We start from the raw sequence: 23,867 nt of genomic DNA on the forward strand, positions 1-23,867 counted from the left end.
GGCCCGGATGCCCGAACTGCACTGGCAGAAGTCGTCGTACAGCGGCGCCCCCGAAGGCAACTGCCTCTACCTCGCCCCCACCCCCGACGGAACGATCCGCCTCCGCGAGAGCGACGCCCCGGACGTCATCCTGACCACCGCCCGCGACGGCCTCGCCGCCCTCCTGCACCACCTCAAGACGCACGCCCGTACAACCAACCAGCCCCTCCACAGGTCCTGATCGTCAACGGCCCTTCCCCGGGCCGTCGCTGATCAGGACCAGGAGCCCATGACCCCCGCCAGACCCAAGACCACCGCGACCGCCGGCGCCGTCGTACTGACCATCGCGGGTGGCCTGCTGACCGCCACGGCCACCGCGGCGAGCGCGGCCCCGAACTGCACGTCCCCCACTTTCAAGCGGCAGTTCTACGCGAACACCAGCTTCTCGGGGACCCCGAGGAAAACGGACTGCGACAGCGCCGTCAGTGAGGACTGGGGCGCGAGGGCCCCCGCCTCCGGTCTTCCGACGAACAACTTCGGCGTCCGCTGGACCGTGGAGCGGGACTTCGGCTCCGGCGGGCCGTTCGCGTGGGCGGTGTCGGCGCAGGACGGCATCCGCGTGTACCTCGACGGCGTGCGCAAGATCGACGTCTGGAAGAACACCTCCACCACGACGTCGAAGACCGTCAACCTCACCATCCCCAAGGGCAAGCACACCCTCCGCGTCGACTACGTCAACTGGACGGGCAACGCGAACGTCAAGTTCGCCTACACGCCCCGCACTACGGCGACCGTCGACAAGATCAAGCCGCTCGTCCCCACGGGCACCGCCGTGACGTACGACGCCACCAGCGGCAGGGCCGGACTCACCTGGGCCAAGAACCAGGAGATGGACCTCGCGGGGTACCGGATCTACCGGCGGCTCAAGGGCGCCTCCTTCGACGGCACTCCCCTCGCCAGGACCGCCGCCACGTCGTACACCGACACGGCCCTGCCGCGGACGGGAGAGACGTACTACTACGAGGTCCGCGCCTACGACAAGGCGGGCAACGAGTCCGGCGGCACCGCCGACCAACTCGTCACCACCGTCGACAGGACACCGCCCGCCACGCCCGCGGGTCCGACCACCACCTCCGAGGCGGACGGCCTGCGGATCACCTGGAGCGGGAGCACGGGCGCGGCGACGTACCGCGTCTACCGGGCGGCGAGCGCGGACGGCACGTACACCAGGGTCGGCAGCACCAGCCGACTCTCGTACCTCGACACCTCGGCCGCGGGGGCCACGACCTACTACTACCGCGTGACGGCTGTCGACGCGGCGGGCAACGAGTCCGCCCGGTCCGTCGCCGTCAGCGGCACGCGCAGGGACCTCACCCCGCCGCCCGCCGTCACGGGCCTGACCGTCACCCCGACCCAGTACGGCTTCAAACTGAACTGGGACGCCAACCCGGCGGCCGACCTCAGCAGGTACGTCGTCTACAAGGGCGAACTCTGGGGCGACGAGGGCGACGAACAGGTCTGCGCCGGCAGCGCGACGAAGTACCTGTTCGCCGACACCACCTCGTACGCGTACACCACCCACCCCGACGGCGACGAGGTCTGCTTCTTCGTCGACGCCGTCGACGCCGCCGGAAACTCCTCCTTCAAGTGGACCGGCACCGCGCGCACCGTCACCGCGACCGAGCTCGACACGACACCGAGCGTGCGGACGCCCGAGGGGTCGCCGCTGCACCTCAGCGTGCTGGAGGCGGAGGGCGACGAGGGCAACCACCTCTCGTGGAGCGGGCTCGCCGAGGACGCGCCCGAGCAGGCGGGCGGCTACCGCGTCTACCGCTGGAACCCCGCCACCGCCACCTACGAGAAGATCGCCGAACGCGGCAGCGGGGCCTTCGAGTACTACGACACCGGCGCGAAGCGCGGCACGACCTCCTACTACTGGGTGACGGCCGTGGCCGGGGACGGCACCGAGTCCCTGCCGGCGGACGGCTGGGCGGCAACGGCGCCCTCCGACTGACGCGCACGCGAAAGAGGGGCCCGGAGGTTCGACCGAACCTCCGGGCCCCTCACATCGCTGACCGGTACAGCGGTCAGTCGGCCTGCTGCCGCTTGGGCCGCCAGACCACCAGCGCACTGGTCTGCTGGACCTCCTGGTACGGCACCAGGTCCCGGCGGTAGGACGCGTGCACCGCCGCCTCCCGCTGCTGCATTGCCGCGGCGGCGCCGTCCAGGGCGGCCTGCATCTCCGCGACGCGGGACTGCAGCGCCGCGACCTGGTTCTCCAGTTCGATGATGCGCTTGATGCCGGCCAAGTTGATGCCCTCGTCCTGCGACAACTGCTGGACAGTACGCAGCAGTTCGATGTCGCGGGCCGAGTAGCGGCGGCCCCGGCCCGGGGTGCGGTCCGGGGAGACCAGGCCCAGGCGGTCGTACTGGCGCAGGGTCTGCGGGTGCAGGCCGGAGAGCTGGGCCGCCACCGAGATGACGTAGACCGGGGTCTCCTCGGTCAGTTCATACGGGTTGCGTCGACGACCGTCCATCTCCATCAAGCTCCCTTCGCGGCCTCGAACAACTCCGCCCGCGGATCCTCGTCCGCGGTCGCCTCGCGATACGCCTCGAGTGCGTCACGAGCCTTCCCCGCCAGGTCCTTCGGGACACTCACCTCGACGGTGACCAGGAGGTCGCCGCGGGTGCCGTCCTTGCGGACCGCGCCCTTGCCCCGGGCGCGCATGGTGCGGCCGTTGGGCGTGCCCGGCGGCAGCTTCAGGGTGACCGGAGGCCCGCCCAGGGTGGGGACACGGACCTCGCCGCCCAGCGCCGCCTCCGTGAACGTCACCGGGACGGTCACCGTGAGGTTGTCGTCCCGGCGGCCGAACACCGGGTGGGCACTGACGTGGACGACGACGTACAGGTCGCCGGCCGGGCCGCCGCGCTCGCCCGGTGCGCCCTTGCCGCGCAGGCGGATGCGCTGGCCGTCCGTGACGCCCGCGGGGATGCGGACCTGCATCGTGCGGGACGACTTGGCGCGGCCGCTGCCCTTGCAGTCGGGGCAGGGGTGCTCGGCGATCAGGCCGCGGCCCTTGCAGTCGGGGCACGGGTCGGTGAGCGAGAAGCCACCGCCGCTGCCGCGCGCCACCTGACCGGTGCCGACGCAGGTCGGGCACACGCGCGGTGTGCCGTTCTTGTCGCCGGTGCCCGAACAGGCCTTGCACGGTGACTGCGAGGACATCCGCAGCGGGACCGTCGCGCCCTCGATCGCCTCGGTGAAGCTGAGGGTGACCTCGGACTCGATGTCCTGGCCGCGCCGCGGCTGGGTCCGCGTGCCGGTGCCCGTGGTGCCGCCACGGTTGAACAGGCCCCCGAAGACGTCACCGATTCCGCCGCCGAAGCCTCCGGAACCCCCGCCGCCCTGGGCGCCGCCTCCGAAGAGGTCGCCCAGGTCGAAGTTGAAGGAGCCGCCGCCCGCGCCCGGCCCCGGGCGGAACCCGCCGTTGCCGAAGAGGGCGCGCGCCTCGTCGTACTCCTTGCGCTTCTTGGGGTCACCGAGGATGTCGTTCGCCTCGGAGATCTCCTTGAAGCGCTCCTCAGCTTTGACGTTTCCCTTGTTGGCGTCCGGGTGGTACTCGCGGGCGAGCTTGCGGTACGCCTTCTTGATCTCGGCCTCGGTGGCGTCCTTGGGGACGCCGAGGACCTTGTAGTAGTCCTTCTCGATGAAGTCCTTGGTGCTCATCCTCGACGCCCCTCCTTCCTGATCGAGTGTCTCGTCAGTTCAACGTCAGCCCTCGTCCGGGCCACCGTTCTCCTTGTCGTCGCCGTCCGCCTTCTCGTCGGACCCCTCGGCCTTGACCGTCTGCGCCCCCGGCTGCGGCTCGGCCACGGCCACCCGCGCGGGGCGGATGGTGCGCTCGCCGATCCGATACCCGGGCTGCAGAATCGCCACGCACGTCGTCTCGGTGACGTCCGGCGCGTAGCTGTGCATCAGCGCCTCGTGGATCGTCGGGTCGAAGGGCTCGCCCTCCTTGCCGAACTGCTGCAGGCCCAGCTTCGCCGCGACGGTCTCGAGCGACTCACCGACGGACTTGAAGCCGCCGACGAGTTCGCCGTGCTCCCGCGCGCGGCCGATGTCGTCGAGCACGGGCAGGAGCTCGGTCAGGAGGTTCGCGATGGCGATCTCCTTGACCGCGATCCGGTCGCGCTCGACCCGGCGGCGGTAGTTCTGGTACTCGGCCTGGAGGCGCTGGAGGTCCGCGGTGCGCTCACCGAGCGCGGTGCGCACCTGGTCCAGCTGGGCCACCAGCCCGGCTGTCTGGTTCGCGTCCCCGGCCGGGGCCGCCCCCTCGTCGGAAGCGGCGGCCTTCGGCTCGGCGTCTTCAGGGGTGGCGCCGGAGGGGACGTCGGGCTTCTCCTCGAAGCCCGGGGTCTCCTCCGTCACGCGGCACCGTCCTTGCGCTCGTCGTCCACGATCTCGGCGTCGACGACGTCGTCGTCGGCCTTGGCACCACCGGCGGTGGCGCCTTCCGGACCACCCGCGGCCTGCGAGGCCTGGGCGTCGGCGTACATGGCCTGGCCCAGCTTCTGGGAGACGGCCGCGACCTTCTCCGTGGCGGTGCGGATCTCAGCTGTGTTGTCGCCCTCGGCGGACTCGCCCTTGAGCTTCTCCTTCAGCTCGGCGACGGCCTCCTCGACCTCGGTCTTGATGTCGGCCGGGACCTTGTCCTCGTTGTCCTTGAGGAACTTCTCGGTCTGGTAGACGAGCTGCTCGCCCTGGTTGCGCGCCTCGGCGGCCTCGCGGCGGGCGTGGTCCTCCTCCGCGTACTTCTCGGCCTCTTCGCGCATCCGGTTGACCTCGTCCTTCGGCAGCGAGGAGCCGCCGGTGACGGTCATCTTCTGCTCCTTGCCGGTGCCGAGGTCCTTCGCCGTGACGTGCATGATGCCGTTGGCGTCGATGTCGAAGGACACCTCGATCTGCGGGACGCCACGGGGCGCCGGCGGCAGACCGGTCAGCTCGAACATGCCGAGCTTCTTGTTGTAGGCCGCGATCTCGCGCTCGCCCTGGTAGACCTGGATCTGCACGGACGGCTGGTTGTCCTCGGCCGTGGTGAAGATCTCGGAGCGCTTCGTCGGGATCGTGGTGTTGCGCTCGATCAGCTTGGTCATGATGCCGCCCTTGGTCTCGATGCCGAGGGACAGCGGGGTGACGTCGAGCAGCAGGACGTCCTTGACCTCACCCTTGAGGACACCGGCCTGGAGCGAGGCGCCGATGGCGACGACCTCGTCCGGGTTCACACCCTTGTTGGCCTCCTTGCCGCCGGTCAGCTCCTTGACGAGCTCGGCGACGGCGGGCATACGGGTGGAGCCACCGACGAGGACGACGTGGTCGATCTCGTTGATGGAGATGCCGGCGTCCTTGATGACGTTGTGGAACGGCGTCTTGCAGCGCTCCAGCAGGTCGGCCGTCAGCTGCTGGAACTGGGCGCGCGTGAGCTTCTCGTCCAGGTGCAGCGGGCCCTCGGCGGACGCGGTGATGTACGGCAGGTTGATCGAGGTCTCGGTGGAGGAGGACAGCTCGATCTTGGCCTTCTCGGCGGCCTCACGGAGGCGCTGGAGGGCCATCTTGTCCTTGCCGAGGTCCACGCCGTGGCCGCTGGCGAACTGCTTGACCAGGTAGTCGACGACACGCTGGTCCCAGTCGTCACCACCGAGGTGGTTGTCGCCGTTGGTGGCCTTCACCTCGACGACGCCGTCGCCGATCTCCAGGAGGGACACGTCGAAGGTGCCGCCACCGAGGTCGAAGACGAGGATCGTCTGGTCGTCCTTGTCGAGGCCGTACGCGAGCGCGGCCGCGGTGGGCTCGTTGACGATGCGCAGGACGTTGAGACCGGCGATCTCACCGGCTTCCTTCGTCGCCTGACGCTCGGAGTCGTTGAAGTACGCCGGGACGGTGATGACCGCGTCGGTCACCTTCTCGCCCAGGTAGGACTCGGCGTCCCGCTTCAGCTTCTGCAGGATGAAGGCGGAGATCTGCTGCGGGTTGAAGGGCTTCCCGTCGAGCTCGATCTTCCAGTCGGTGCCCATGTGGCGCTTCACGGAGCGGATGGTCCGGTCCACGTTGGTGACCGCCTGGCGCTTGGCCACCTCGCCGACCAGCACCTCGCCGTTCTTGGCGAAGGCGACGACGGACGGCGTGGTCCTGGCACCCTCGGCGTTGGTGATGACGGTGGGCTCGCCGCCCTCCAGAACGCTGACGACGGAGTTAGTCGTGCCCAGGTCGATGCCGACCGCACGTGCCATGGTGATCTTCCTCCAGCTGACTTGAGTGGAACGGACTCAAGTGTGCATGACCGTCCCCGTGCGGTCAACAGACCTGAGTCGTACCGACTCAAGTCTTATCCGTTCCTTACACGCAACTGCGGCCTGACCTGCGGCGACGCCTGTGCCTGCGAGGAAATCCGCACCGGCATCCGCGTCGACGTCTGCACCGACGCCTGCCTCGACGCCTGCGCCGACGCCTGCGCAGACATCCGCGTCGACATCTGCTTCGGCCCGACCGGCCGCCGCACACGCGCGTGCCCCACCGGCACCCTCGTCAACCCCAGGACGACCGCCGGGGTCACGCCCGCCACCCACCACAGCGCCTGCGCGCCCCACCACCCCAGATGCACGAGGACCCCGACGAGTACCCCCGCGAAGGCCAGCATCCCGAGCAACACCGCCGCCCCCTGCCCGCTGAGCCCGAGCCGCCGCAGCCGGTGCGCGAGATGGTCCGGCGCCCGGCGCGGCAGCGGCCGCCCGGCCAGCCGCCGGGACAGCACGACCAGGGCGACGTCGGCCCCGGCGACGGCGGTGAGCGCGAACAGCACCCCGAGGTTCACACCCAGCCCGTGCCCCGCGCGGACGGTCACCGCCACCACCGCGAGCAGGAACCCCGCGAAGAGCGACCCGCAGCCCCCGAACGCCACCCGCGCGGGAGGCCAGTTGTGCAGCAGGAACCCGGTGAGGGCGGCGGCCAGCACACTGAGCAGCCCCGCGAGCCCGTCCATCACCTCGGCGGCGGCACAGGCCGCCACCCCGAACGCGGTGAGGACCCCCACGGTGCCCGCGAGCCCGTCGGCGTGGTCCAGGGACCGGAAGGCGAGGGCCACGAAGGTGACCCAGCCGGCGGCCAGCACCCCGCCCGGTACACCGAGATCGGCGTACGGCACCACCCAGGCCGCCGCCACCGCCGTACAGACGACAAGGAAGCGCGCCTTCAGCCGCCACACGTCCGCGGCCAGCCCGAGTACGGCGATCGCGGCACCCGCGATCAGCAGGTCCCGGACCTCGTCGTCGAGCGGGGCAGTGTCCAGCCAGTCCCCGGCGAACACGACCAGACAGGTGACGAGCACGACGGCCACTCCCCCGGACAGCGGCACCGGGCGCTGCCGGCGCCGGTCCACCAGCCCGAGACGCAGGGCCGGGACGCGGAACAGCGCGGCGAGCACCGCGGCGAGAAGGAGGGCGGTGGTGGCGGCAGCGATCCCGTAGAGCACGTCACCAAATTAAGACGGATGTAACGATATGCGGTGAATAACACGACCGACTCGGCGCGCCGCGTCCCGCCGCCGGTGAGGGCTGCCTCAGTAGCACAGATCACCGCGCCGCTGACTACAGTGCGGCGCAGAATGTGGGTAGTCTCAAGGGACTGCATAAGTTACCGCTTAGTAATCTCGCTCGTAGAACGCCTCGCAGGCCCGAGGAGCCCCTAAATGCAACTCGCCGCGATCATCGTGTCGCTGGTCCTGACCGTGGTCGGCGTCGCGCTGCTCGCACGCGCCATCGGCCAGTTCGTCAGGTATTTCAAGCTCGGCCAGCCCGTCCCCGCCGGCACCCGCACCGACAACCCCTACCAGCGCAGCGTGACGCTGGTGCGGGAGTTCCTCGGCCACACGCGGATGAACCGCTGGGGCATCGTCGGTGTCGCCCACTGGTTCGTCGCGATCGGCTTCCTGACGCTGCCGCCGACCCTGGCTCAGGCGTTCGGCCAGCTCTTCCAGGCCGACTGGACGCTGCCGCTGATCGGTGACTTCCTGCCGTTCGAGCTGTACATCGAGTTCATCGGCGTGATGACGGTCCTGGGCATCGCCGTGCTCATGGCGATCCGGCTGCTCAGCCTGCCCTCGCGCGCCGGCCGCAAGTCCCGCTTCGCGGGCTCCAAGGCCGGTCAGGCGTACTTCGTCGAGTACGTCATCCTCACCATCGGCCTCGCCATCTACGTGCTGCGCGGCCTCGAGGGCGCGCTCCACCACGTGGAGCACTACGAGGCCGGGTACTTCGCCTCGTACCCGCTGGTCCTGGCCTTCAAGGGACTGAGCGTCTCCACGCTGCAGAACCTGGTCTACCTGGTCGCGACGATCAAGATCGGCACCTCGTTCATCTGGATGATCGTGGTCTCGCTCAACACCAACATGGGCGTGGCCTGGCACCGCTTCCTGGCCTTCCCGAACATCTGGTTCAAGCGCGAGGCGACCGGCGGGACCGCCCTCGGCGGCCTCCAGCCGATGACGTCCGGCGGCAAGCCGATCGACTTCACCGACCCGGGCGACGACGACGTCTTCGGCGTCTCCCAGGTCGAGCAGTTCTCCTGGAAGGGCCTGCTCGACTTCTCCACCTGCACCGAGTGCGGCCGCTGCCAGTCGCAGTGCCCGGCCTGGAACACGGGCAAGCCCCTCTCCCCCAAGCTCCTGATCATGTCGCTGCGCGACCACGCGCACGCCAAGGCGCCGTACCTGCTGGCCGGCGGCGGCAAGACGATGGAGGGCGAGGAGAAGGCGTCCGAGGAGGCCCTGAAGGACGTCCCCGCGGCGGCTCTCGCCGAGGCCGAGCGCCCGCTGATCGGCACGGCCGAGGAGAACGGCGTCATCGACCCGGACGTCCTGTGGTCCTGCACCACCTGCGGCGCCTGCGTCGAGCAGTGCCCGGTCGACATCGAGCACGTCGACCACATCGTCGACATGCGCCGCTACCAGGTCATGATCGAGAGCTCCTTCCCGTCCGAGGCGGGCACGATGCTCAAGAACCTGGAGAAGAAGGGCAACCCCTGGGGCCTGGCCAAGAAGCAGCGCCTGGAGTGGACCAAGGAGGTCGACTTCGAGATCCCGGTCGTCGGCCGGGACATCGAGGACCTGTCCGAGGTCGAGTACCTGTACTGGGTCGGCTGCGCCGGCGCCCTGGAGGACCGCGCCAAGAAGACCACCAAGGCCTTCGCCGAGCTGCTGCACATCGCGGGCGTCAAGTTCGCGATCATGGGCGGCGACGAGAAGTGCACGGGCGACTCGGCGCGGAGGCTCGGCAACGAGCCCCTGTTCCAGGAGCTCGGCATGGAGAACGTCATGGCGCTGAACATGGCGTTCGGCGAGGAGATGGACGACGAGGGCAAGGTCACGCCCGAGTCGAAGAAGCCCAAGTCGGCGAAGAAGATCGTCGCGACCTGCCCGCACTGCCTCAACACGATCGGCAACGAGTACCCCCAGCTCGGCGGCGAATACGAGGTCATCCACCACACCCAGCTGCTCCAGCACCTGGTGGACGAGGGCAAGCTGATCCCGGTCACGCCGGTCGAGGGCATCATCACGTACCACGACCCCTGCTACCTGGGCCGCCACAACAAGATCTACACGCCCCCGCGCGAGATCATCGCCAGCGTCCCGGGCATCCGCAACGAGGAGATGCACCGCCACAAGGAGCGCGGCTTCTGCTGTGGCGCCGGTGGCGCCCGGATGTGGATGGAGGAGCGGATCGGCAAGCGCATCAACAACGAGCGCGTCGACGAGGCTCTTTCGTTGAACCCCGACATCGTCTCGACGGCCTGCCCCTTCTGCCTCGTGATGCTCACGGACTCCGTGAACGGCAAGAAGAACGACGGCAAGGCCAAGGAGTCCATCCAGGTCGTCGACGTGGCCCAGCTGCTGCTGGAGTCCGTGAAGACGCCGGTCGTGGACGAGGACGAGCCCCCGGCGGGTTCGTCGGAGTCGGAGAGCGAGCCGGAGCCGACGCCGGTGAAGTGACGGCGCGCCCACGGCGTCGCGTCGCCCCCTGCCCCTATGGGCGGGGGGCGCCGTGCTGTTGGTACGCATCCGGGGCAACTCCGTGACGTCCCTTAGGGGATGTCACAGCTCGGCCGCAAACCCCCCGCCAGGAGGGTGCGTCCCCCACGTCACTTGGCGGGACCAGGTACGTTCGAAGCGTGGCTGGATTCAGGATCGGACGCGGCGGCCGGGACGGCCGTGCCCCGCAGACGCGACCCCAACAACCTCCGTACGGACAGCAGGCGCCCCAGGGCCCGTCGTACGGCTACCCGCCGGCGCCGCCGCAGCCGTCGTACGGCCGTCAGCGGCCCCACCAGGGCGGCCAGCAGCCGCCGTACGGCGGTGGAGGCGGCGGCACTCCGTGGCCCCAGGCGCCGCAGGCGCAGGGCGGCGGTTACGGCGGTCAGGGCGGCGAGCCGGAGTACTTCGGCGGCGACGACCCGTACGGCCCCGGCCCCGGCGCCCCGGACCCGTACGCGGCCAACAACCCGGGCCACACCCAGGCGTTCTCGGTCGACGACCACGCCCAGTACGCGGACCCGCAGGGCTACAGCCAGGGCGGGACGTACCAGGCGGGCGCGGCGGCGGCTCCGTCGGGCCCGGTCGGCCCGCGCCTGCACTGGAAGGACCTGCTGAGGGGCATCGTCACGGCCCCCAACCAGACGTTCCTCCAGATGCGCGACTACACGATGTGGGGCCCGGCCCTGATCGTGACGTTCCTCTACGGCCTGCTCGCGGTCTTCGGCTTCGACGGCGCCCGCGCGGACGCGATCAACGCCACGCTCTCCAACGCGGTCCCGATCGTTCTGACGACGGCCGTGGCCATGGTCGTCTCGGCGTTCGTCCTGGGCGTGGTGACCCACACCCTGGCCCGTCAGCTCGGCGGCGACGGCGCCTGGCAGCCGACGGTCGGCCTCTCCATGCTGATCATGTCCCTGACGGACGCGCCCCGCCTCGTCTTCGCCATGTTCTTCGGCGGCGACGCGACCTTCGTCCAGGCCCTCGGCTGGGCCACCTGGGTGGCCGCCGGCACCCTCCTCACCATCATGATCACCCGCTCCCACGACCTCCCCTGGCCGAAGGCCCTGGGCGCGTCGGCGATCCAGCTGATCGCACTGCTGTCGATCGTGAAGCTGGGGACGTTCTAGCGCGTCGCCGACTGATCTCCGACTGATCGCCGAGTACGACGAGAAGGGCTCCCGGTGCGAACCGGGAGCCCTTCCGTCATCCCGACAGGCATCTCAGGCTTCCTTGTTTCCGCAGGTCGTCAGGGGTGGGACGTTCCACCGTCGCAGGTTGGGCGGCGGCTGTTGTCCCAGGCCCACGAGGCATCCAAAGCTGTGGCTGTCGCACCGGCCGGAGCAGTCGGCGGGTGCGGACTACCGGCAACGCCAAGTGTGCGGGCCATGTGGGTGCGCCATGTGGGTGCGGGCGCTCAACGATCAGAGAAGGAAACACGCAGATGAAGATGAAGTCCCTCGCGGGCCGCCGTGTGGCCGTGGCCGCGGGTCTCGTCCTGGCTCTCGGGTGCGGGGTGTCGGTGCAGGCCTCCGCCACCGTGCCGAAGACGGAGGCCTGCTCCCAGAAGGTCCTCGAGGTGTCCGCCGTGAAGGAGCCCGTGAACAGCAGGGACGCCAGGCACCTTCTCCTCACCGTCCAGAACGCCGGCGAAAAGGCGTGCATCCTCTACCGCTACCCCCTCGTGCGGCTCGGTGCCGACGCCCGGACCACGGTCCCCGTGATCAAGGAGAGCGACCCGGACCCGGGGGTGCCCGTCACCCTCGCACCGGGCAGGGAGGCATACGCCGCTCTGCTCGTCAGCGGCGGCGCCCGGGACGAGTACGAGGCGAAGAGCATCACCCTCGGCCTGCAGGGTCGAAAGCCCGGCAGCACCGCGGGCAAGCCGATCGATGTCCCCATGCCGGCCGACACGTTGTACGCGGACGACGGTCAGCTCGTCACCTACTGGACGACTGCCTCCGGTTTGGCCCTGGACTTCATCATGTCCAAGTGACGGACTCCGGGCGAGGCCGCTCCCCGGCGGCCGACCACCACAACACCTGACCAACCATGGGAGATTCGATGAAGTCCGTCATCCAGAAGGCCGCACGCTTCGCGGGGGTGGGCGTGGCCGTTGCGGCCATGTCCATGACCGGCGCATCCGCGGCTCACGCGGAGGCCCCCACGCAAGGCTGCCCCTACCCCTACGTCTGCTTCTACGTGGACGGCGACGCCTTGATCGCGGGCACTCCGCTCTCGAAGTACCGGGACGTCACCAGCGACTATCAGGCGGTCACGCCCCGGCCGCACTACGGGGTCCTGAACACCCGGAACGACGACGTGGTGTACCTGCGGCTCCAGGGCGGGGGTTCGATCTGCCTCGGACCGAACACCCAGACCGTGTTCGCCAACTCCTACAAGGTCAACGGAATCAGGATCTCCAGCAGTTCCAAGTGCTGAACCGCTGCGCCTGCGGCCTGTTGCCTCGTCAGCCGCCGGTTTCGCCGCTTTCTTACTCGGTTCCTTGCTCGGTTCCTTCCTCGTCGTAGACGGTGGTCATGGGGACCCAGCCGGCGGGGTGGCGGTACCAGTAGTGCGGTAGCCCCTTGATGCTGGTGGTGCGGAACGGGCGACCGTGATCGTCGACGCGGACCGTTCCGCTCCGGCCCTCCGAGGACCAGTCGAGGTCGAGGTACCAGTCGCAGGTGCAGGACTCGGTGTGCGCGGTGACCAGCAGGACCTCCGGCTCCCGCAGGGACACCTGGTAGGGGAAGTCGACCGCGGCGATCGGTTTGCCCGCGTCGTCGCCGGGCTTCGAACGGGCCAGGGGCCGGCGCGCGTCGAGGTTCACGGAGAAGTGGCGGGGGACGAGGATGGCGCCGCAGCCTTCGTACATGGAGTACGCGATGCCCCGGCGGACCGCGGGCGTGGTGCGGTTGACCAGGCGCACATGCAGTGCCTGCAGAACGACGGCGGCCGAGCCGCGTCCCTGCACCGAGATCCGCAGGTCGGTGGTGCCCCCGTGCACCGCCTGCTGCGACGCGGCCCACACCGCGGCGTCCGCCGGGGTCGGGGGCGGCGGGACCTGCTCCGGCGGCTTGGCTATGACGTAGTCATGAGCGCATTCGCTCTGCCAGAGCTGGGAGTCGGCCGTCCAGGTGAGCGGGGACGACGGCGGGGCCGTGCCGGCATCCGACCGGTCCTTCCGGAGCGGGCTGTCCCCGCTGTGTGGGGCCGGCGCTGAGGGTGTCGGTGTGGGGCGGGCGGAGTCCGAGGTCTCACCGCCACCGGACCGGGGCCCGGCAGCGGATCGCGGGCTGCCGCCGCTGTGCGTGGCCGGCGCTGAGGTTTTCGGAGTGGTGCGGGGGGAGGCCGACGACTCGACACCACCGGACTGGCGTCCGGCAGCGGACGCGGTGAGACCGGCGAGCGCTACGGCGAGCGAGGCGGCCAGCGCTGTCCATCTCAGGGGCCGTCTTCGGGGGCGCGTGGCGTGGGGACGCCGGTCGGCCGGCGAGGGCAGCGAGGGCAGCGCCGGACGCGGGTCGGTCGGCGAAGTCTGCGCCGGACGCGGGTCGGTCGGCGAGGTCGGCTCAGGTGCGTCCGACGGGCTCTCGGGTGCCTCGTCCGAAGGGCTCTTGGATGCCCCGTCCGAAGAACTGCTGTGGCTCGCGGCTGCGGTCGGTGCCGCGGTGCTCGTCCTGCCGTGGGGCGTCGGTGCCCGCCGGGCAGGGGAGGGGCGTGATCGTTGCCGTGCCGCGACTGCCAGGACCCATCGGCGGTGCAGCTCCACGCGGTCCTCGGGGGAGGCTCCGCAGAGCGCGGCGAACCGCTCGATGTCGGTGAAGTTCAGGGGAACCGCGTCACCGGCGCAGTAGCGGTGCAGCGTGGAGGCATTCATGCTCAGACGGCGGCCCAGCGCCGCGTAGCTGCGGTCTGTGCGCTCCTTCAGACGCGTCAGCAGTAACGCGAACTCCGCCACGTCATCGTGCATTGCAGCCATGTGGTCCGTACCCGCATCCATCCGTCGGCCTGTGCGGCCCGTCCCGTTTCGGGACGGCATCCCGGGGACTCCCCATACCTGCACGTCAATACGGCTGGGATGGTTCCACCCGCTCAGGACGAGCGCGTGAGGCCGGCGGTCAGAGTGCCTCGCCGGACGGCGTGATCGGCTCCCCCGACTTCCGTACCACGGGCAGGACGCTCCACGGGAAGTTGATCCACTCGTCGGTGCGCTTCCAGACGTACTCGCACTTCACGAGCGAGTGGGACTTCTCATAGATGACCGCGCTGCGCACCTCGGCGACCGTGTCGAGGCAGAAGTCGCGCACCAGCTTGAGCGTCTTGCCGGTGTCGGCGACGTCGTCGGTGATCAGGACCTTCTTGTCGGAGAAGTCGATGACGTCGGGGACCGGCGCAAGCATGACGGGCATCTCGAGGGTCGTACCGACGCCGGTGTAGAACTGCACGTTCACGAGATGGATGTTCTTGCAGTCCAGGGCGTACGCCAGACCGCCCGCGACGAAGACGCCGCCGCGGGCGATGCTGAGCACGACGTCGGGCTCGTACCCGTCGTCGGCGATGGTCTGCGCGAGCTCCCGCACGGCGGTGCCGAACTGCTCGTAGCTGAGGTTCTCCCGGCCCGGGCCCACGCTCACACCTGGGTCCGGTGGAAGTTCAGGTAGGAACGGGAGGCGGTCGGCCCGCGCTGGCCCTGGTAGCGGGAGCCGTAGCGCTCACTGCCGTAGGGGTGCTCGGCCGGCGAGCTCAGGCGGAACATGCACAGCTGGCCGATCTTCATCCCCGGCCAGAGCTTGATGGGGAGCGTCGCGAGATTGGACAGCTCGAGGGTGACGTGCCCCGAGAACCCCGGGTCGATGAACCCGGCGGTGGAGTGGGTGACGAGCCCGAGCCGGCCGAGGGAGGACTTGCCCTCGAGCCGCGAGGCGAGGTCGTCGGGGAGGGTGATGACCTCGTAGGTGGAGGCGAGGACGAACTCCCCGGGATGGAGAATGAACGGCTCATCGCCCTCGGGCTCCACGAGCCGCGTCAGATCGACCTGCTCGACGGAGGGGTCGATGTGGGGGTAGCGGTGATTCTCGAACACCCGGAAGTAGCGGTCGAGCCGCACATCGATGCTCGACGGCTGCACCATCGATTCGTCGTAGGGATCGATCCGTACCCGCCCGGAGTCGATCTCGGCCCGGATGTCCTTGTCTGAGAGAAGCACGCCCCGAGGATACGCAAGGCGCGCGGAGCCGCCACAATCAGGACGACTTCGCGCGCCAGGCCGTTTCTCTGCGTATTCCTACCGCTCCTGCGGGTATTCCTACCGCTTCTGCAGGGTCACCGGCACCGCACTGCGAAGCCGGGCACAGCGAGGACACCGGACGAGCCGTCCGGGACCGAGTCGCTCGGCCTGCTGCATCGGGAACGAAGCGGTGCTGAACACGTGCCCATCGGCACAGCGGACGACGGTGCGCTCCATCAAGTCCTAGAGTCCCTTCCCCAAAGAGCCGCGTCTGGCTGGGATGCCCTGACGACGAAGCGCCACATTACGGGACGATCAGGACGACCCTCCAGGCGGCACTCCGTCCACTCCGGACCCTCCCCAGCGCCTCCACGGTACGCCCCAACTCCGGCCCCGTGTACCCGGATCCCACCCCTCAAACGCACTCAGACCCCACGGGTTCCAGCACCGGGGGTCTGCCATGAGGTACAGTGACCGAGCGATCAGGCACCGGCTCCGGCCAGCGTCTTACGCGGGTGTAGTTTAATGGTAGAACATCAGCTTCCCAAGCTGAGAGCGCGAGTTCGATTCTCGTCACCCGCTCTTATCGAAGCCCCAGGTCAGCGGCCTGGGGCTTGTTTCGTTGGGGAGCCGTTGCTGCGTTTGCGCGTGCTCCTGCACCCCGAGATGGGGCACGCAGAGGGCACGCGCGCCTTTCGAAGGCGCCTCCATCGCATCGCAGCATGACGCTGACCTGCACTTTCACGTAGACGAGCCGGAGGCGAGCCCTCAGCCCGCTGTTCCTTGACGACGGTGGATGCCCGTCCTGCGCGGCTTCGTCGTGAGCGGTGCACAAGCCCCTTGCGAAATCCTCCCAAAGCCCGTCGCGCCTGGTGTCCCAGTGCGCCTTGGTGATGAACGGAGCCGCAGTGGCCACCCCGCCTGGTCCCCCCGCACCACGGCCGGCGGCCCATGGCGCCCGAGCTTCGGTGATCAAGGGGTGCCCCCAGCCCCAGCCGTTCCAGCCTGGCGGGGTCCTCACAGTGCGCGCTGCAGGCCGGGAAACCCCGGTCCACAGCAGTACGATCGCGTCCACCGGGCGCCGCCAATTCAGCGTTCGGCCTCGTGTACATCGCGGCGCTGACGGGGGCGTTTGTCGTACGCAGACGGGACAGCGGCTCTCCAGGCCGCCACCACTGTCCGCCGCCCCCCGCAAGCAAGTGGCTGGGGCCGGTGCCGTTGGCGGCCGAGCTGGGTCACATCGCGCGGGAACATCCGGCTACCTGTTCGGAAAACTTCCCCACCGGGCGGCGGAGCCCCCTCAGGCGCGCGCCGCGCACTCCGCAACGCCTCGGCCACCCCGCGTCAGCTCAGGAGGTATGCCTTCAGAATCGTCACCGCGTATGTGCTGCCGGTCGTGTCGGTCAAGGTGGATTCGAGGGAGACCGAGCGGGCGTTTGCCGGGTGGGTCAGGGTGAGGGTCCTCGTGCCGTTGGCGGTGGTCACCCGGGTGGGGGACCAGGTCTTGCCGGCGTCGTAAGAGACCTTCACCGTCAGGGACTTCAGGTGGGTGGCCGCCGGGCCCTGGAGGGAGAGCGGGATCGTGGTACGGCGGCCTGCGGGGGCCGTGCCGGCCGGGGTCAGCTTCGGGTGGAAGCGGACCGTGGAGAGGGGGAGGGAGCCGGAGTCGGACGGTCCGGACGTGAGGGTCCAGGCCGCCGTCAGGCGGCTCGTGGTCGTGGCCACGCTCGTCGGGCGGGTCAGGTTCGTTCGGATCGTGTAGCGGGCAGGGGCGGACGGGAGCTTCTCCACGGTCTGGCAGAGGTCGCCGTCGTTGTCGAGCAGGGTGCTGCCGTCCGCGGTGACCGTCGTGTGCCGTTCGGCGACGGAGGAGGCGGGATGCCCAGCCCCGTCGGCGAGATCGGGGACGCACAGGTCGAGGGTGTCGCCGTCGCGCCGCGCGCCGTACCGGCCGCCGGTCGTCGGACTGAAGACGCCGACGTTGTACGTGTCCGTGTAGGTCCGGCCCGCCCGGTACGACTTCGCGCCCTCCGTGCCGTAGAAGACGTCCTCGTCGTCTCCGGAGGCGTTTCGCTGGCCCAGGTTGGCCGTCCACTTGAAGCCCTTGGGCGTGGTGACGTAGATCTTCGCGGTCGTCGGCAGCGGGAAGGGGTCGCTCACCGTGCCCAGCGACAGGGTGGGGCCGCTCCACAGGACGTTGACGATGCCCTTGCGGTGCGCGACGGACGAGCCGAAGTTCCGCTTCAGCAGGGCCAGTTCGTTCATGCGCGTGGTGTGCCGATAGCCGGTGGGGAAGCGGTCGGGCAGGTTGTGGAGCAGGTGGTAGGTGGTGCTGCCCTTCTGCCACAGGCCGCCGAGCTGCGTGCTGAGCCTCCCGGGAGGGGCGGTCGGTCCCAGGGTCGCGGTGCGCAGGTTCTTGAACGTTCCCCAGAACAGGGTGCTGTTGTGCGGTTCGCTCCCGGTGTCTCCGGTGCCCACGGCGAGGTTGAGCTGGCCGTCGGACATCTTCGCGCCCTGCGGCGCGGTGATCCGGACCGGCTTCGCCTTGCGCGCGTCGAAGACGACCGTGGTGTCCCCGATCAGCGAGAGCCGCGGCCGGACCAGCGCGGAGGTGCCCCCGGCGTCGTCCAACACGGTGTCCACGACGTAGTCGCCGCGCGGGACCCGCACCCGGTACACGCCCTTGGAGGTCTGCTCGTAGTCCGCGAGGTTCGTGGTCCAGTACGTGCCCGAGTACCCGAGGATCTCGGTCAGCGGAGCGCTCACGGGCTTGCCGCCGCGGTCGAGGAACTTCAGGGTGAGGTCGTATGCCTCGGCCTCGCGTACGACGCCGAAGGCGGTCCGTACGGCAGCGGGGTCGGCGGCCGCGGGGTCGGCGCCGTTCCGCGCGGTGGCGACCAGCGTGCCCGAGTAGGCGCCGTCCGCCGCCTCGACGCGGGTGTCCGCGGTGAGATCGACGTCGGCGGTGCCGCCCGCCGGGACGGTGAGCTGAGTGGTGCTCAGCGTGAACATGCCCTCGGGGGACGCGCTGCCTCCTGGGCCGGTCGCCGTGGCCGTCAGGTCCAGGGTGACGGGGTGGTCGCCGTCGTTGCGGTAGGTGATGTGCTGGGTGACCGGCCGATCGTCGGTGTGGGGCCACCGCTGCTTGCCGAAGGACACGGACGTCTGTTCGCTCGCCACCGCCCCCTCCAGTGCCCGGGACACGTCGAGCCGGCCCGTCCCCTGCTGGTAGCCGGTCGCGCCGGTGGTCGGGGTGGTGGACGCGGTGAGCGCCTGCTTGATCCGTGCGCCGGTCCAGTCGGGGTGCCGCTGGGCGAGGATCGCGGCCGCCCCCGCGACATGCGGCGTCGCCATCGACGTACCGGACATGGAGACATAGCCGTCGGCGGCCGGGTCGCCCATGTGGCCGTGCGCCGCCCTCGCCGAGACGATGTCCACGCCCGGCGCCGTGAGGTCCGGTTTCAGCGCGCTGTCGGCGGTCGGGCCGGTGCTGGAGAAGTCGGCCAGCCGGTCCTCGCCGTCGACGGCGCCCACGGTGAGCGCCGACTCCGCGGACCCCGGGGAGCCGACGGTTCCCGCGTCGGGGCCCTCGTTGCCGGCCGCGGCGACGGTGAGCATGCCGGTGCTCTTCGAGAGGGCGTTCACCGCCGCCTCGACCGGGTCCTCCCCCGGGGTGTCGTCCTGGCCCAGGCTGAGGTTGGCCACCTTGGCACCCTGCCCGGCGGCCCACTCCAGGCCGGCGATGACGCTGGAGTCGCTGCCCTCGCCGCTGTCGTCCAGCACCTTGGCGTTGAGGATCCCGGCACCGGGCGCGACGCCCTTGTACCGGCCGCCGGACCGTGCGCCGGAGCCCGCCAGCGTCGCGGCCACATGGGTGCCGTGGCCCGCCATGTCGTCAGTGCTGCCGGTGCCGGTGAAGTTCTTCGAGGCCTTCACCGCCGAGGCGAGGTCCGGGTGTGTGGTGTCGACGCCGGTGTCCAGGACGGCGACCTTGACGCCCTTGCCGTCGTATCCGGCCGCCCAGGCGGCCGGGGCGCCGATCTGCGCGACGCCGCCGCCCGCCTCCCCGGCCTTCGCGCCGTCTTCGTCCGCCGGCGCCTTGAACCGGCCGTCCAGCCAGACCCGCGCGACTCCCTGCTCCTCGGTGAGGGCCTGCCACATGTCGTCGGCCCCGGCCTTGGGCACGGTGATCGCGGCGCCCGCGACGCTGCGCAGCTCCCGGCGCACGGTGGCGTCCGCGTCCGCGACCAGCGACTTCTGTGTGCTCCTGCGCTGGGCGGACTTGCCCTCGTACGACACGATCAGCGGGAGCGTGCCGCGCCGGGTGTCGTCGTAGCCGGCGCGTATCAGGCCGCTGACGTCGAACAGCCGCATGTCCAGGACGCCTTGGCCGATCAGGGCGGCGGCGTCGGCGGGAACGACGTACTGATCGCCCCCGACGCCGCGCACGGACACCGGGACGTGCTCACGGCCCGGTGCCCGCCGTACGCCCGTAACCCGGCCCCGGGCGTCCAGCAGGACCCGGTCGCCGGTGAGGAGGGTGGCGTACCGGCCGGTCGCGGAGGCGGAGCCGGCGGTCCGCGCGCCGAGGGCGGAGCCGCCGGGCGCCGCGGCGGTGGCGGTGTCCTGCGTCCGTAAGCCGAGGCCGGAGCCCGTGGCCGCCACGGAGACTCCCGTCATCAGCCCCGCCACCAGCAGGGCGGCCAGCGAGGCGCTCGTGGTTCTGTCGCGCATTCAGCTCACCTGCCCGGGGACCTGCTTGGCGGCGTCGACGACCGCGCGCTCGGTGATCGCGCTGGTGCCCGTGACGGTACCGACCTTGAGGGGATCGCCCGCCCTGGCCTTGACCACCACGATGCGCTCACCGAGGAACCGCAGCGTCTTCTTGTCGAAGATCCACTCGGTGCGCTCGCCGTCGTTCTCCCGCGCGATCGCGACCCCGTGCCGACCCGTGGCGTCGACCGCGTCGTCCACCGAGACGACTCCGGGGATCTTGGCCGCGGCCTTGTAGAGGGCGGCGCCGACCTCGGCAGGCGGGTAGCTCTCGAACAGCAGATCGCCGATCGCGACGAAGGCGGCCTGGTCGCGCGGGACTTCGGGATCCCGGTTGGCGTCCGAGGCACGGTAGATCCGCTGCAGCAGCGCGTCGGGGTCGGTCGGCAGCGCGGCCAGGGCGTTGTAGGCGCCGCTGAACGGGACGTCGCTCTTCAGGGTGATGCCCTTGTCGCTGGTCTCACCGGCCTCGATCAGCCAGCCGTCCTTGCCGTCGAGGGAGTTCCAGACCTGGCGGGAGTGCAGCTCGTCGCTGACCACCTCGCTCTTGTCGCCGACGGTCTTGATGTGGGTGCCGGCCACCTTCGAGGCGATGTAGATGTACTGGCCCTTGTGCGGGGTGGGGGCGGAGGTGTCGGCGGCGGCCAGGGAGATGCGTTCGAGGAGCTGGGGGGCGCCCTTGGGGTCGGCGACGCCGATGCTGGTGGTCAGTGCGGGGCCGGTGGCCAGGGCGGTCTTGCCGCCGTCGGTTCCGCCGCCGGTGAGGGCGAGGCCGCCCACGACCGCGCCGGCCAGGGCGAAGGCCGCGGCGGGCAGGAGGATCGTACGGCGCAGGAACGGGTTGGAGCGCTTCACGGGCGCGACCGGAGAAGTACCGGACGTGCGGGAGGGGGTGCGGAGGTCTTCGTGGATCCGGGCCATCATCTGCTCCTTGTGGAACTGGTGGCGGCCCGCCGGCAGATCCCGCTCGGCGGAGGGCAGCAGACTCTGCGTCTCCGTCCACTCGGCCGGGTGGGGCCGGTGGGAGGGGCTGGCGTTCATCGGTTTCCTTCCTGTGCGGACCGGACCGCGTATCCGCGATCACCTGTTATCTGCCGGTTCGTGCGGGTGGGTTCCCGTTTTTCTCCGAGCAGTTGCGCGTCGGCGAGCTTGCGCAGCTTGGCGCGGGCGCGGGAGAGGCGGGAGCGGACGGTGCCGACCGGGATACCCAGGGCACGAGCCGCCTCGGCGTACTCCATCCCCTCCCACAGACACAGCGTCAGAACCTCGCGCTCGGGGCGCTTGAGCAGGCTGAGGGCGGCGAGCGTGGCGTTGATACGGCGCCGGTCGTCCAGGCGTCCGGCGGTCTCCTCGGCGTGGTCCTCGACCCGTTCCTCGGCGGCGTGCGCGGCGGCCGCGGCGCTCGCCGCGTTGCGGTAGCGGCGGTTGCTGCGGTGGTGGGAGCGGGCGACGTTGGTGGCGATGCCCAGCAGCCACGGCCGCAGCGAGCCACCTTCGGCCTCGACCGAGGCCCGGCGCCGCCACGCCTCCATGAAGGTCGTCGACATCACGTCCTCGGCCAGCGACCAGTCGGCGGTCAGCCGGAAGGCGTGGTTGTACACCGCGCGGGCGCACGCGTCGAAGAGTTCCGCGAAGGCGTCCGGATCTCCGTTTCGCACCCGGGTTCGCATATCTGTGGTCACGTCTTGAACTGACGGTCGGTGCGGGCGAGTTCCGGTGAGACACGTCACAGCCGTCGCACAGGTCACCGGGGCGGCGACCGGGAGAAGACGCGGACTCGCGCGAGCTGGGCCGCCTCGGGTGAGGTGCTCACCGAGGACGCGGTACGGGACGGAAGTGCCTTCGGCTTCGGTCCGGTCGTAGAGCTGGACGCGATCGTCTCCGTCCTGAGCTGCCGGACGGGCACGCGCGAGCTCATCACACGACAAACGTCGTCGCGTCGGAAGGTCCGGGTGACGAGGTCCGCGTCCGGTCCAAGGGCTTGGACGTCATGGACAGGGGCACCGTCATCAGCGGCGTCTACGCGGACGAACTCCGGCGTACCGATGACGGCAGGCCATTGCCAGGCGCGCCATGCACGTCAAGTGACACTTCAGGGGTCCCTGTGGGCGGCCTACGCGAGTTCCCCTCCACAACCTGTGGGGAACAGCACCTCAGGCGATGTCGTGGACGTTGTGCTCGAGCAGGTCGGATGCGTGCCGGGCAATGGCCCGGTAGTCGGCATCGTCGTGGAGGACAGCGAGGCCGTGGTGGGCTGCGGTGGCGGCGATGACGAGGTCCACCGCCGAGGCGCTGCGATGCTCCCCCGCCTGGGCCATACGGTGCTGCACCGCGCTGATCCAACGCCCCGCGTTCTTCGGCACCGCGGCGTCGGGATAGAGGTCAGTGAACATCTCCGCGATCTCGTCGTACTCGCGGCCGTTCCGGGCGCTGTACAGGAACTCGGCTCGCTGCACGTAACAGGATGCGATGGCCCCGGCGTCGATCGCGTCGTACCAGGCCAGTTGCAGTTCTGGGTCCCGGAGCAGCCGGACCAGGCCGGACGTGTCGAGCAAGTAGATCACCTGCTGTGCTTCTCCGCCCTGTGCAGACGCTCGGCGTCCTCGACGGCACCCCATTCGCGCGCACGCTCGAAGTGACGGCTGATGCGCGCCGCGCGCTCCTGCTGCTCGGCGTAGAAGCGCAGAGCGAGATTGACCGCCTCCTTCTTGGTCCTGACCTTGGACAGCGCCATGGCCCGTTCCAGGGCATCGTCATCGATGTCGATCTGGGTCACTGACATGCGCCACCTCCTCAGAATGTTGGTGATGTACATAGAAAGATACGTCACCAACATCTGCGGGTCCATGGCAGAGTGTCTGCTCCCTACATGTGCATTCACGACGGACATTCCAGATCAGCCCTGGAGGCAATGTGGTCCGATCGGTACAAGTGTCGCGTGCACGGATGGCCCGGCTACTGGTGGCGCCGTGCCCGCAGCGTGCACATAAGGGCGGACAACCATGGTCAATAGCGGTGCGATCCGACCCTCACGCCCCCCGAAAGTAGGGCATCTGCGCAGGTCAGGGCTCAAGCGCCCACCCAAGCGCCGTCGCCTCCCAAGCTGAGAGCGCGAGTTCGATTCTCGTCACCCGCTCTTCTCTGAGCCCCAGGTCAACAGCCTGGGGCTTGCGTGTTGTCATGGGTGCTAGATCTCGCCAGCGGAGGCGACTCCGACCGTGCGGGTCTGGCCGGTGAGGATGCGGTGGACCGCCTCCACCGCGAGCGGTGCGCTGACGGCGTAGATGTCCCGGCCGCTTGCCACAGCGCGCCGTTCGGTGCCGCCGGAGCGTACGACGACGTCAACGAGGAAAGGTGTCCGCATGCTCGACCGCGAACGTGCACGGTGACCAGGCCAGCGCCGGGAAGTACGTCGGCCTGTTCCGCAGCCGCCAGCGGTAGGCCGTGCCGCCGACAACGATCCGTCGTGATCCCTTGCGGACCAACGCCATGTGTCTCCCCTCCTTCAACAGGTGCTACCGAGCCGACCCCGCAGGCCGTCTCAGTTTCCTTCTCATTCAGCGCCGTTCACGGCCGTTCAGGTGAGACCGAAAGCGGTATCCGCTCCCACGACCAGCCGCCCATGAACGCAGGTGCAAGGCCCTGTACGTGGCCAAGCAAGGCACCACCACAGTTGGAAAGCGTGCGCGTATTCTCGGCGTGCGGCGGTGATTCATTGCGTGTCCCGCGGCGCCAGGCCTCATGATTCCCAAGCCGGGGCCGTTGGGCACGGGCACGGGCACGGGCACGGAAAACGTTCAGTA

At 69.9% G+C, this 23,867-nt stretch carries 19 protein-coding genes, 1 tRNA gene and 1 pseudogene; 7 read left to right on the forward strand and 14 right to left on the reverse strand.

Annotation, left to right across the window (positions count from 1 at the left end):
- Window positions 1-7: 7 nt before the first annotated feature.
- Complete coding sequence (locus tag ACGFNV_RS23900) at window positions 8-220, forward strand: DUF397 domain-containing protein (RefSeq protein ID WP_393625002.1); 213 nt, start codon at window positions 8-10, stop codon at window positions 218-220.
- 48 nt (window positions 221-268) lie between these two features.
- On the forward strand, window positions 269-1,993 hold the full coding sequence (locus ACGFNV_RS23905; RefSeq protein ID WP_393625003.1) for a fibronectin type III domain-containing protein: 1,725 nt from the start codon (window positions 269-271) through the stop codon (window positions 1,991-1,993).
- A gap of 73 nt (window positions 1,994-2,066) precedes the next feature.
- On the opposite strand, the gene ACGFNV_RS23910 is transcribed toward ACGFNV_RS23905, so the two are convergent.
- The 5 genes from ACGFNV_RS23910 to ACGFNV_RS23930 all read right to left on the reverse strand — a co-directional run bounded on the left by ACGFNV_RS23910 (window position 2,067) and on the right by ACGFNV_RS23930 (window position 7,505).
- On the reverse strand, window positions 2,067-2,516 hold the full coding sequence (locus ACGFNV_RS23910; protein ID WP_393625004.1) for a heat shock protein transcriptional repressor HspR: 450 nt from the start codon (window positions 2,514-2,516) through the stop codon (window positions 2,067-2,069).
- 5 nt (window positions 2,517-2,521) lie between these two features.
- Window positions 2,522-3,706: a molecular chaperone DnaJ gene (gene dnaJ, locus ACGFNV_RS23915; protein ID WP_393625005.1), complete on the reverse strand. Its 1,185-nt coding sequence runs from the start codon at window positions 3,704-3,706 to the stop codon at window positions 2,522-2,524.
- A gap of 45 nt (window positions 3,707-3,751) precedes the next feature.
- Entirely contained in the window at window positions 3,752-4,408 is a 657-nt protein-coding gene (grpE, locus tag ACGFNV_RS23920) for a nucleotide exchange factor GrpE (protein WP_393625006.1), read from the reverse strand.
- The gene (gene dnaK / locus ACGFNV_RS23925; protein ID WP_393625007.1) at window positions 4,405-6,267 is read right to left on the reverse strand and encodes a molecular chaperone DnaK; all 1,863 of its coding nucleotides are present in this window, start codon (window positions 6,265-6,267) and stop codon (window positions 4,405-4,407) included. The genes grpE and dnaK overlap by 4 nt, the downstream gene beginning before the upstream one ends.
- Before the next feature lie 95 nt (window positions 6,268-6,362).
- The gene (locus ACGFNV_RS23930; protein WP_393625008.1) at window positions 6,363-7,505 is read right to left on the reverse strand and encodes an MraY family glycosyltransferase; all 1,143 of its coding nucleotides are present in this window, start codon (window positions 7,503-7,505) and stop codon (window positions 6,363-6,365) included.
- Between the two features lie 216 nt (window positions 7,506-7,721).
- Here ACGFNV_RS23930 and ACGFNV_RS23935 point away from each other — a divergent pair, with 216 nt between their 5' ends.
- The 4 genes from ACGFNV_RS23935 (at window position 7,722) to ACGFNV_RS23950 (ending at window position 12,500) form a co-directional block, all read left to right on the forward strand.
- Window positions 7,722-10,019 carry a (Fe-S)-binding protein gene (locus ACGFNV_RS23935; RefSeq protein ID WP_393625009.1) on the forward strand — a complete coding sequence of 766 codons (2,298 nt, stop codon included), beginning with the start codon at window positions 7,722-7,724 and terminating at the stop codon, window positions 10,017-10,019.
- 179 nt (window positions 10,020-10,198) lie between these two features.
- Window positions 10,199-11,188, forward strand: a complete 990-nt coding sequence (locus ACGFNV_RS23940; RefSeq protein WP_393625010.1) for a Yip1 family protein — start codon at window positions 10,199-10,201, stop codon at window positions 11,186-11,188.
- Window positions 11,189-11,502: 314 nt separating this feature from the next.
- Entirely contained in the window at window positions 11,503-12,054 is a 552-nt protein-coding gene (locus ACGFNV_RS23945) for a DUF4232 domain-containing protein (RefSeq protein ID WP_393625011.1), read from the forward strand.
- Window positions 12,055-12,122: 68 nt separating this feature from the next.
- Window positions 12,123-12,500, forward strand: coding sequence for a hypothetical protein (locus ACGFNV_RS23950; RefSeq protein WP_393625012.1), 378 nt, complete (start codon window positions 12,123-12,125; stop codon window positions 12,498-12,500).
- Window positions 12,501-12,552: 52 nt separating this feature from the next.
- Here the strand turns inward: ACGFNV_RS23950 and ACGFNV_RS23955 are convergent, their stop codons facing one another.
- The 3 genes from ACGFNV_RS23955 to dcd form a co-directional block, all read right to left on the reverse strand.
- The gene (locus tag ACGFNV_RS23955; protein WP_393625013.1) at window positions 12,553-14,043 is read right to left on the reverse strand and encodes a helix-turn-helix domain-containing protein; all 1,491 of its coding nucleotides are present in this window, start codon (window positions 14,041-14,043) and stop codon (window positions 12,553-12,555) included.
- Between the two features lie 139 nt (window positions 14,044-14,182).
- Window positions 14,183-14,692: a phosphoribosyltransferase gene (locus ACGFNV_RS23960; protein WP_393625189.1), complete on the reverse strand. Its 510-nt coding sequence runs from the start codon at window positions 14,690-14,692 to the stop codon at window positions 14,183-14,185.
- Between the two features lie 2 nt (window positions 14,693-14,694).
- Window positions 14,695-15,270 carry a dCTP deaminase gene (gene dcd, locus ACGFNV_RS23965; protein WP_393625014.1) on the reverse strand — a complete coding sequence of 192 codons (576 nt, stop codon included), beginning with the start codon at window positions 15,268-15,270 and terminating at the stop codon, window positions 14,695-14,697.
- 532 nt (window positions 15,271-15,802) lie between these two features.
- Between dcd and ACGFNV_RS23970 the strand changes: the two genes are divergently transcribed.
- A tRNA-Gly gene (locus tag ACGFNV_RS23970) sits at window positions 15,803-15,873 on the forward strand.
- 762 nt (window positions 15,874-16,635) lie between these two features.
- On the opposite strand, the gene ACGFNV_RS23975 is transcribed toward ACGFNV_RS23970, so the two are convergent.
- From ACGFNV_RS23975 to ACGFNV_RS24000, 6 genes and pseudogenes are all read right to left on the reverse strand, one after another.
- Window positions 16,636-20,025 (reverse strand): S8 family peptidase, encoded by a 3,390-nt coding sequence (locus ACGFNV_RS23975; protein WP_393625015.1) that lies wholly within the window; start codon window positions 20,023-20,025, stop codon window positions 16,636-16,638.
- Window positions 20,026-21,105, reverse strand: a complete 1,080-nt coding sequence (locus ACGFNV_RS23980) for a CU044_5270 family protein (RefSeq protein ID WP_393625016.1) — start codon at window positions 21,103-21,105, stop codon at window positions 20,026-20,028.
- Window positions 21,102-21,746: an RNA polymerase sigma factor gene (locus ACGFNV_RS23985; protein WP_123990613.1), complete on the reverse strand. Its 645-nt coding sequence runs from the start codon at window positions 21,744-21,746 to the stop codon at window positions 21,102-21,104. The genes ACGFNV_RS23980 and ACGFNV_RS23985 overlap by 4 nt, the downstream gene beginning before the upstream one ends.
- A gap of 471 nt (window positions 21,747-22,217) precedes the next feature.
- Window positions 22,218-22,628 carry a PIN domain-containing protein gene (locus ACGFNV_RS23990; protein ID WP_393625017.1) on the reverse strand — a complete coding sequence of 137 codons (411 nt, stop codon included), beginning with the start codon at window positions 22,626-22,628 and terminating at the stop codon, window positions 22,218-22,220.
- The gene (locus ACGFNV_RS23995) at window positions 22,625-22,846 is read right to left on the reverse strand and encodes a type II toxin-antitoxin system VapB family antitoxin (protein WP_105973854.1); all 222 of its coding nucleotides are present in this window, start codon (window positions 22,844-22,846) and stop codon (window positions 22,625-22,627) included. Before ACGFNV_RS23995 ends, ACGFNV_RS23990 begins: the two co-directional genes overlap by 4 nt.
- Before the next feature lie 405 nt (window positions 22,847-23,251).
- Window positions 23,252-23,416: pseudogene (locus tag ACGFNV_RS24000) on the reverse strand (saccharopine dehydrogenase); the annotation flags it as partial.
- Window positions 23,417-23,867: the final 451 nt, after the last annotated feature.

The sequence above is a fragment of the Streptomyces sp. NPDC048751 genome (genome assembly GCF_043198595.1).
GTDB lineage: Bacteria > Actinomycetota > Actinomycetes > Streptomycetales > Streptomycetaceae > Streptomyces.

What these genes read in the sequence shown, in the direction of transcription:
- ACGFNV_RS23935 (WP_393625009.1), top strand. Translation starts at nt 7,722, where the DNA reads ATGCAACTCGCCGCGATCATCGTGTCGCTGGTCCTGACCGTGGTCGGC.
- dnaK (WP_393625007.1), bottom strand. Translation starts at nt 6,267, where the DNA reads ATGGCACGTGCGGTCGGCATCGACCTGGGCACGACTAACTCCGTCGTC.
- ACGFNV_RS23980 (WP_393625016.1), bottom strand. Translation starts at nt 21,105, where the DNA reads ATGAACGCCAGCCCCTCCCACCGGCCCCACCCGGCCGAGTGGACGGAG.
- ACGFNV_RS23950 (WP_393625012.1), top strand. Translation starts at nt 12,123, where the DNA reads ATGAAGTCCGTCATCCAGAAGGCCGCACGCTTCGCGGGGGTGGGCGTG.
- ACGFNV_RS23955 (WP_393625013.1), bottom strand. Translation starts at nt 14,043, where the DNA reads ATGGCTGCAATGCACGATGACGTGGCGGAGTTCGCGTTACTGCTGACG.
- ACGFNV_RS23900 (WP_393625002.1), top strand. Translation starts at nt 8, where the DNA reads ATGCCCGAACTGCACTGGCAGAAGTCGTCGTACAGCGGCGCCCCCGAA.
- dnaJ (WP_393625005.1), bottom strand. Translation starts at nt 3,706, where the DNA reads ATGAGCACCAAGGACTTCATCGAGAAGGACTACTACAAGGTCCTCGGC.
- ACGFNV_RS23975 (WP_393625015.1), bottom strand. Translation starts at nt 20,025, where the DNA reads ATGCGCGACAGAACCACGAGCGCCTCGCTGGCCGCCCTGCTGGTGGCG.
- ACGFNV_RS23910 (WP_393625004.1), bottom strand. Translation starts at nt 2,516, where the DNA reads ATGGACGGTCGTCGACGCAACCCGTATGAACTGACCGAGGAGACCCCG.
- ACGFNV_RS23995 (WP_105973854.1), bottom strand. Translation starts at nt 22,846, where the DNA reads ATGTCAGTGACCCAGATCGACATCGATGACGATGCCCTGGAACGGGCC.
- ACGFNV_RS23945 (WP_393625011.1), top strand. Translation starts at nt 11,503, where the DNA reads ATGAAGATGAAGTCCCTCGCGGGCCGCCGTGTGGCCGTGGCCGCGGGT.
- ACGFNV_RS23905 (WP_393625003.1), top strand. Translation starts at nt 269, where the DNA reads ATGACCCCCGCCAGACCCAAGACCACCGCGACCGCCGGCGCCGTCGTA.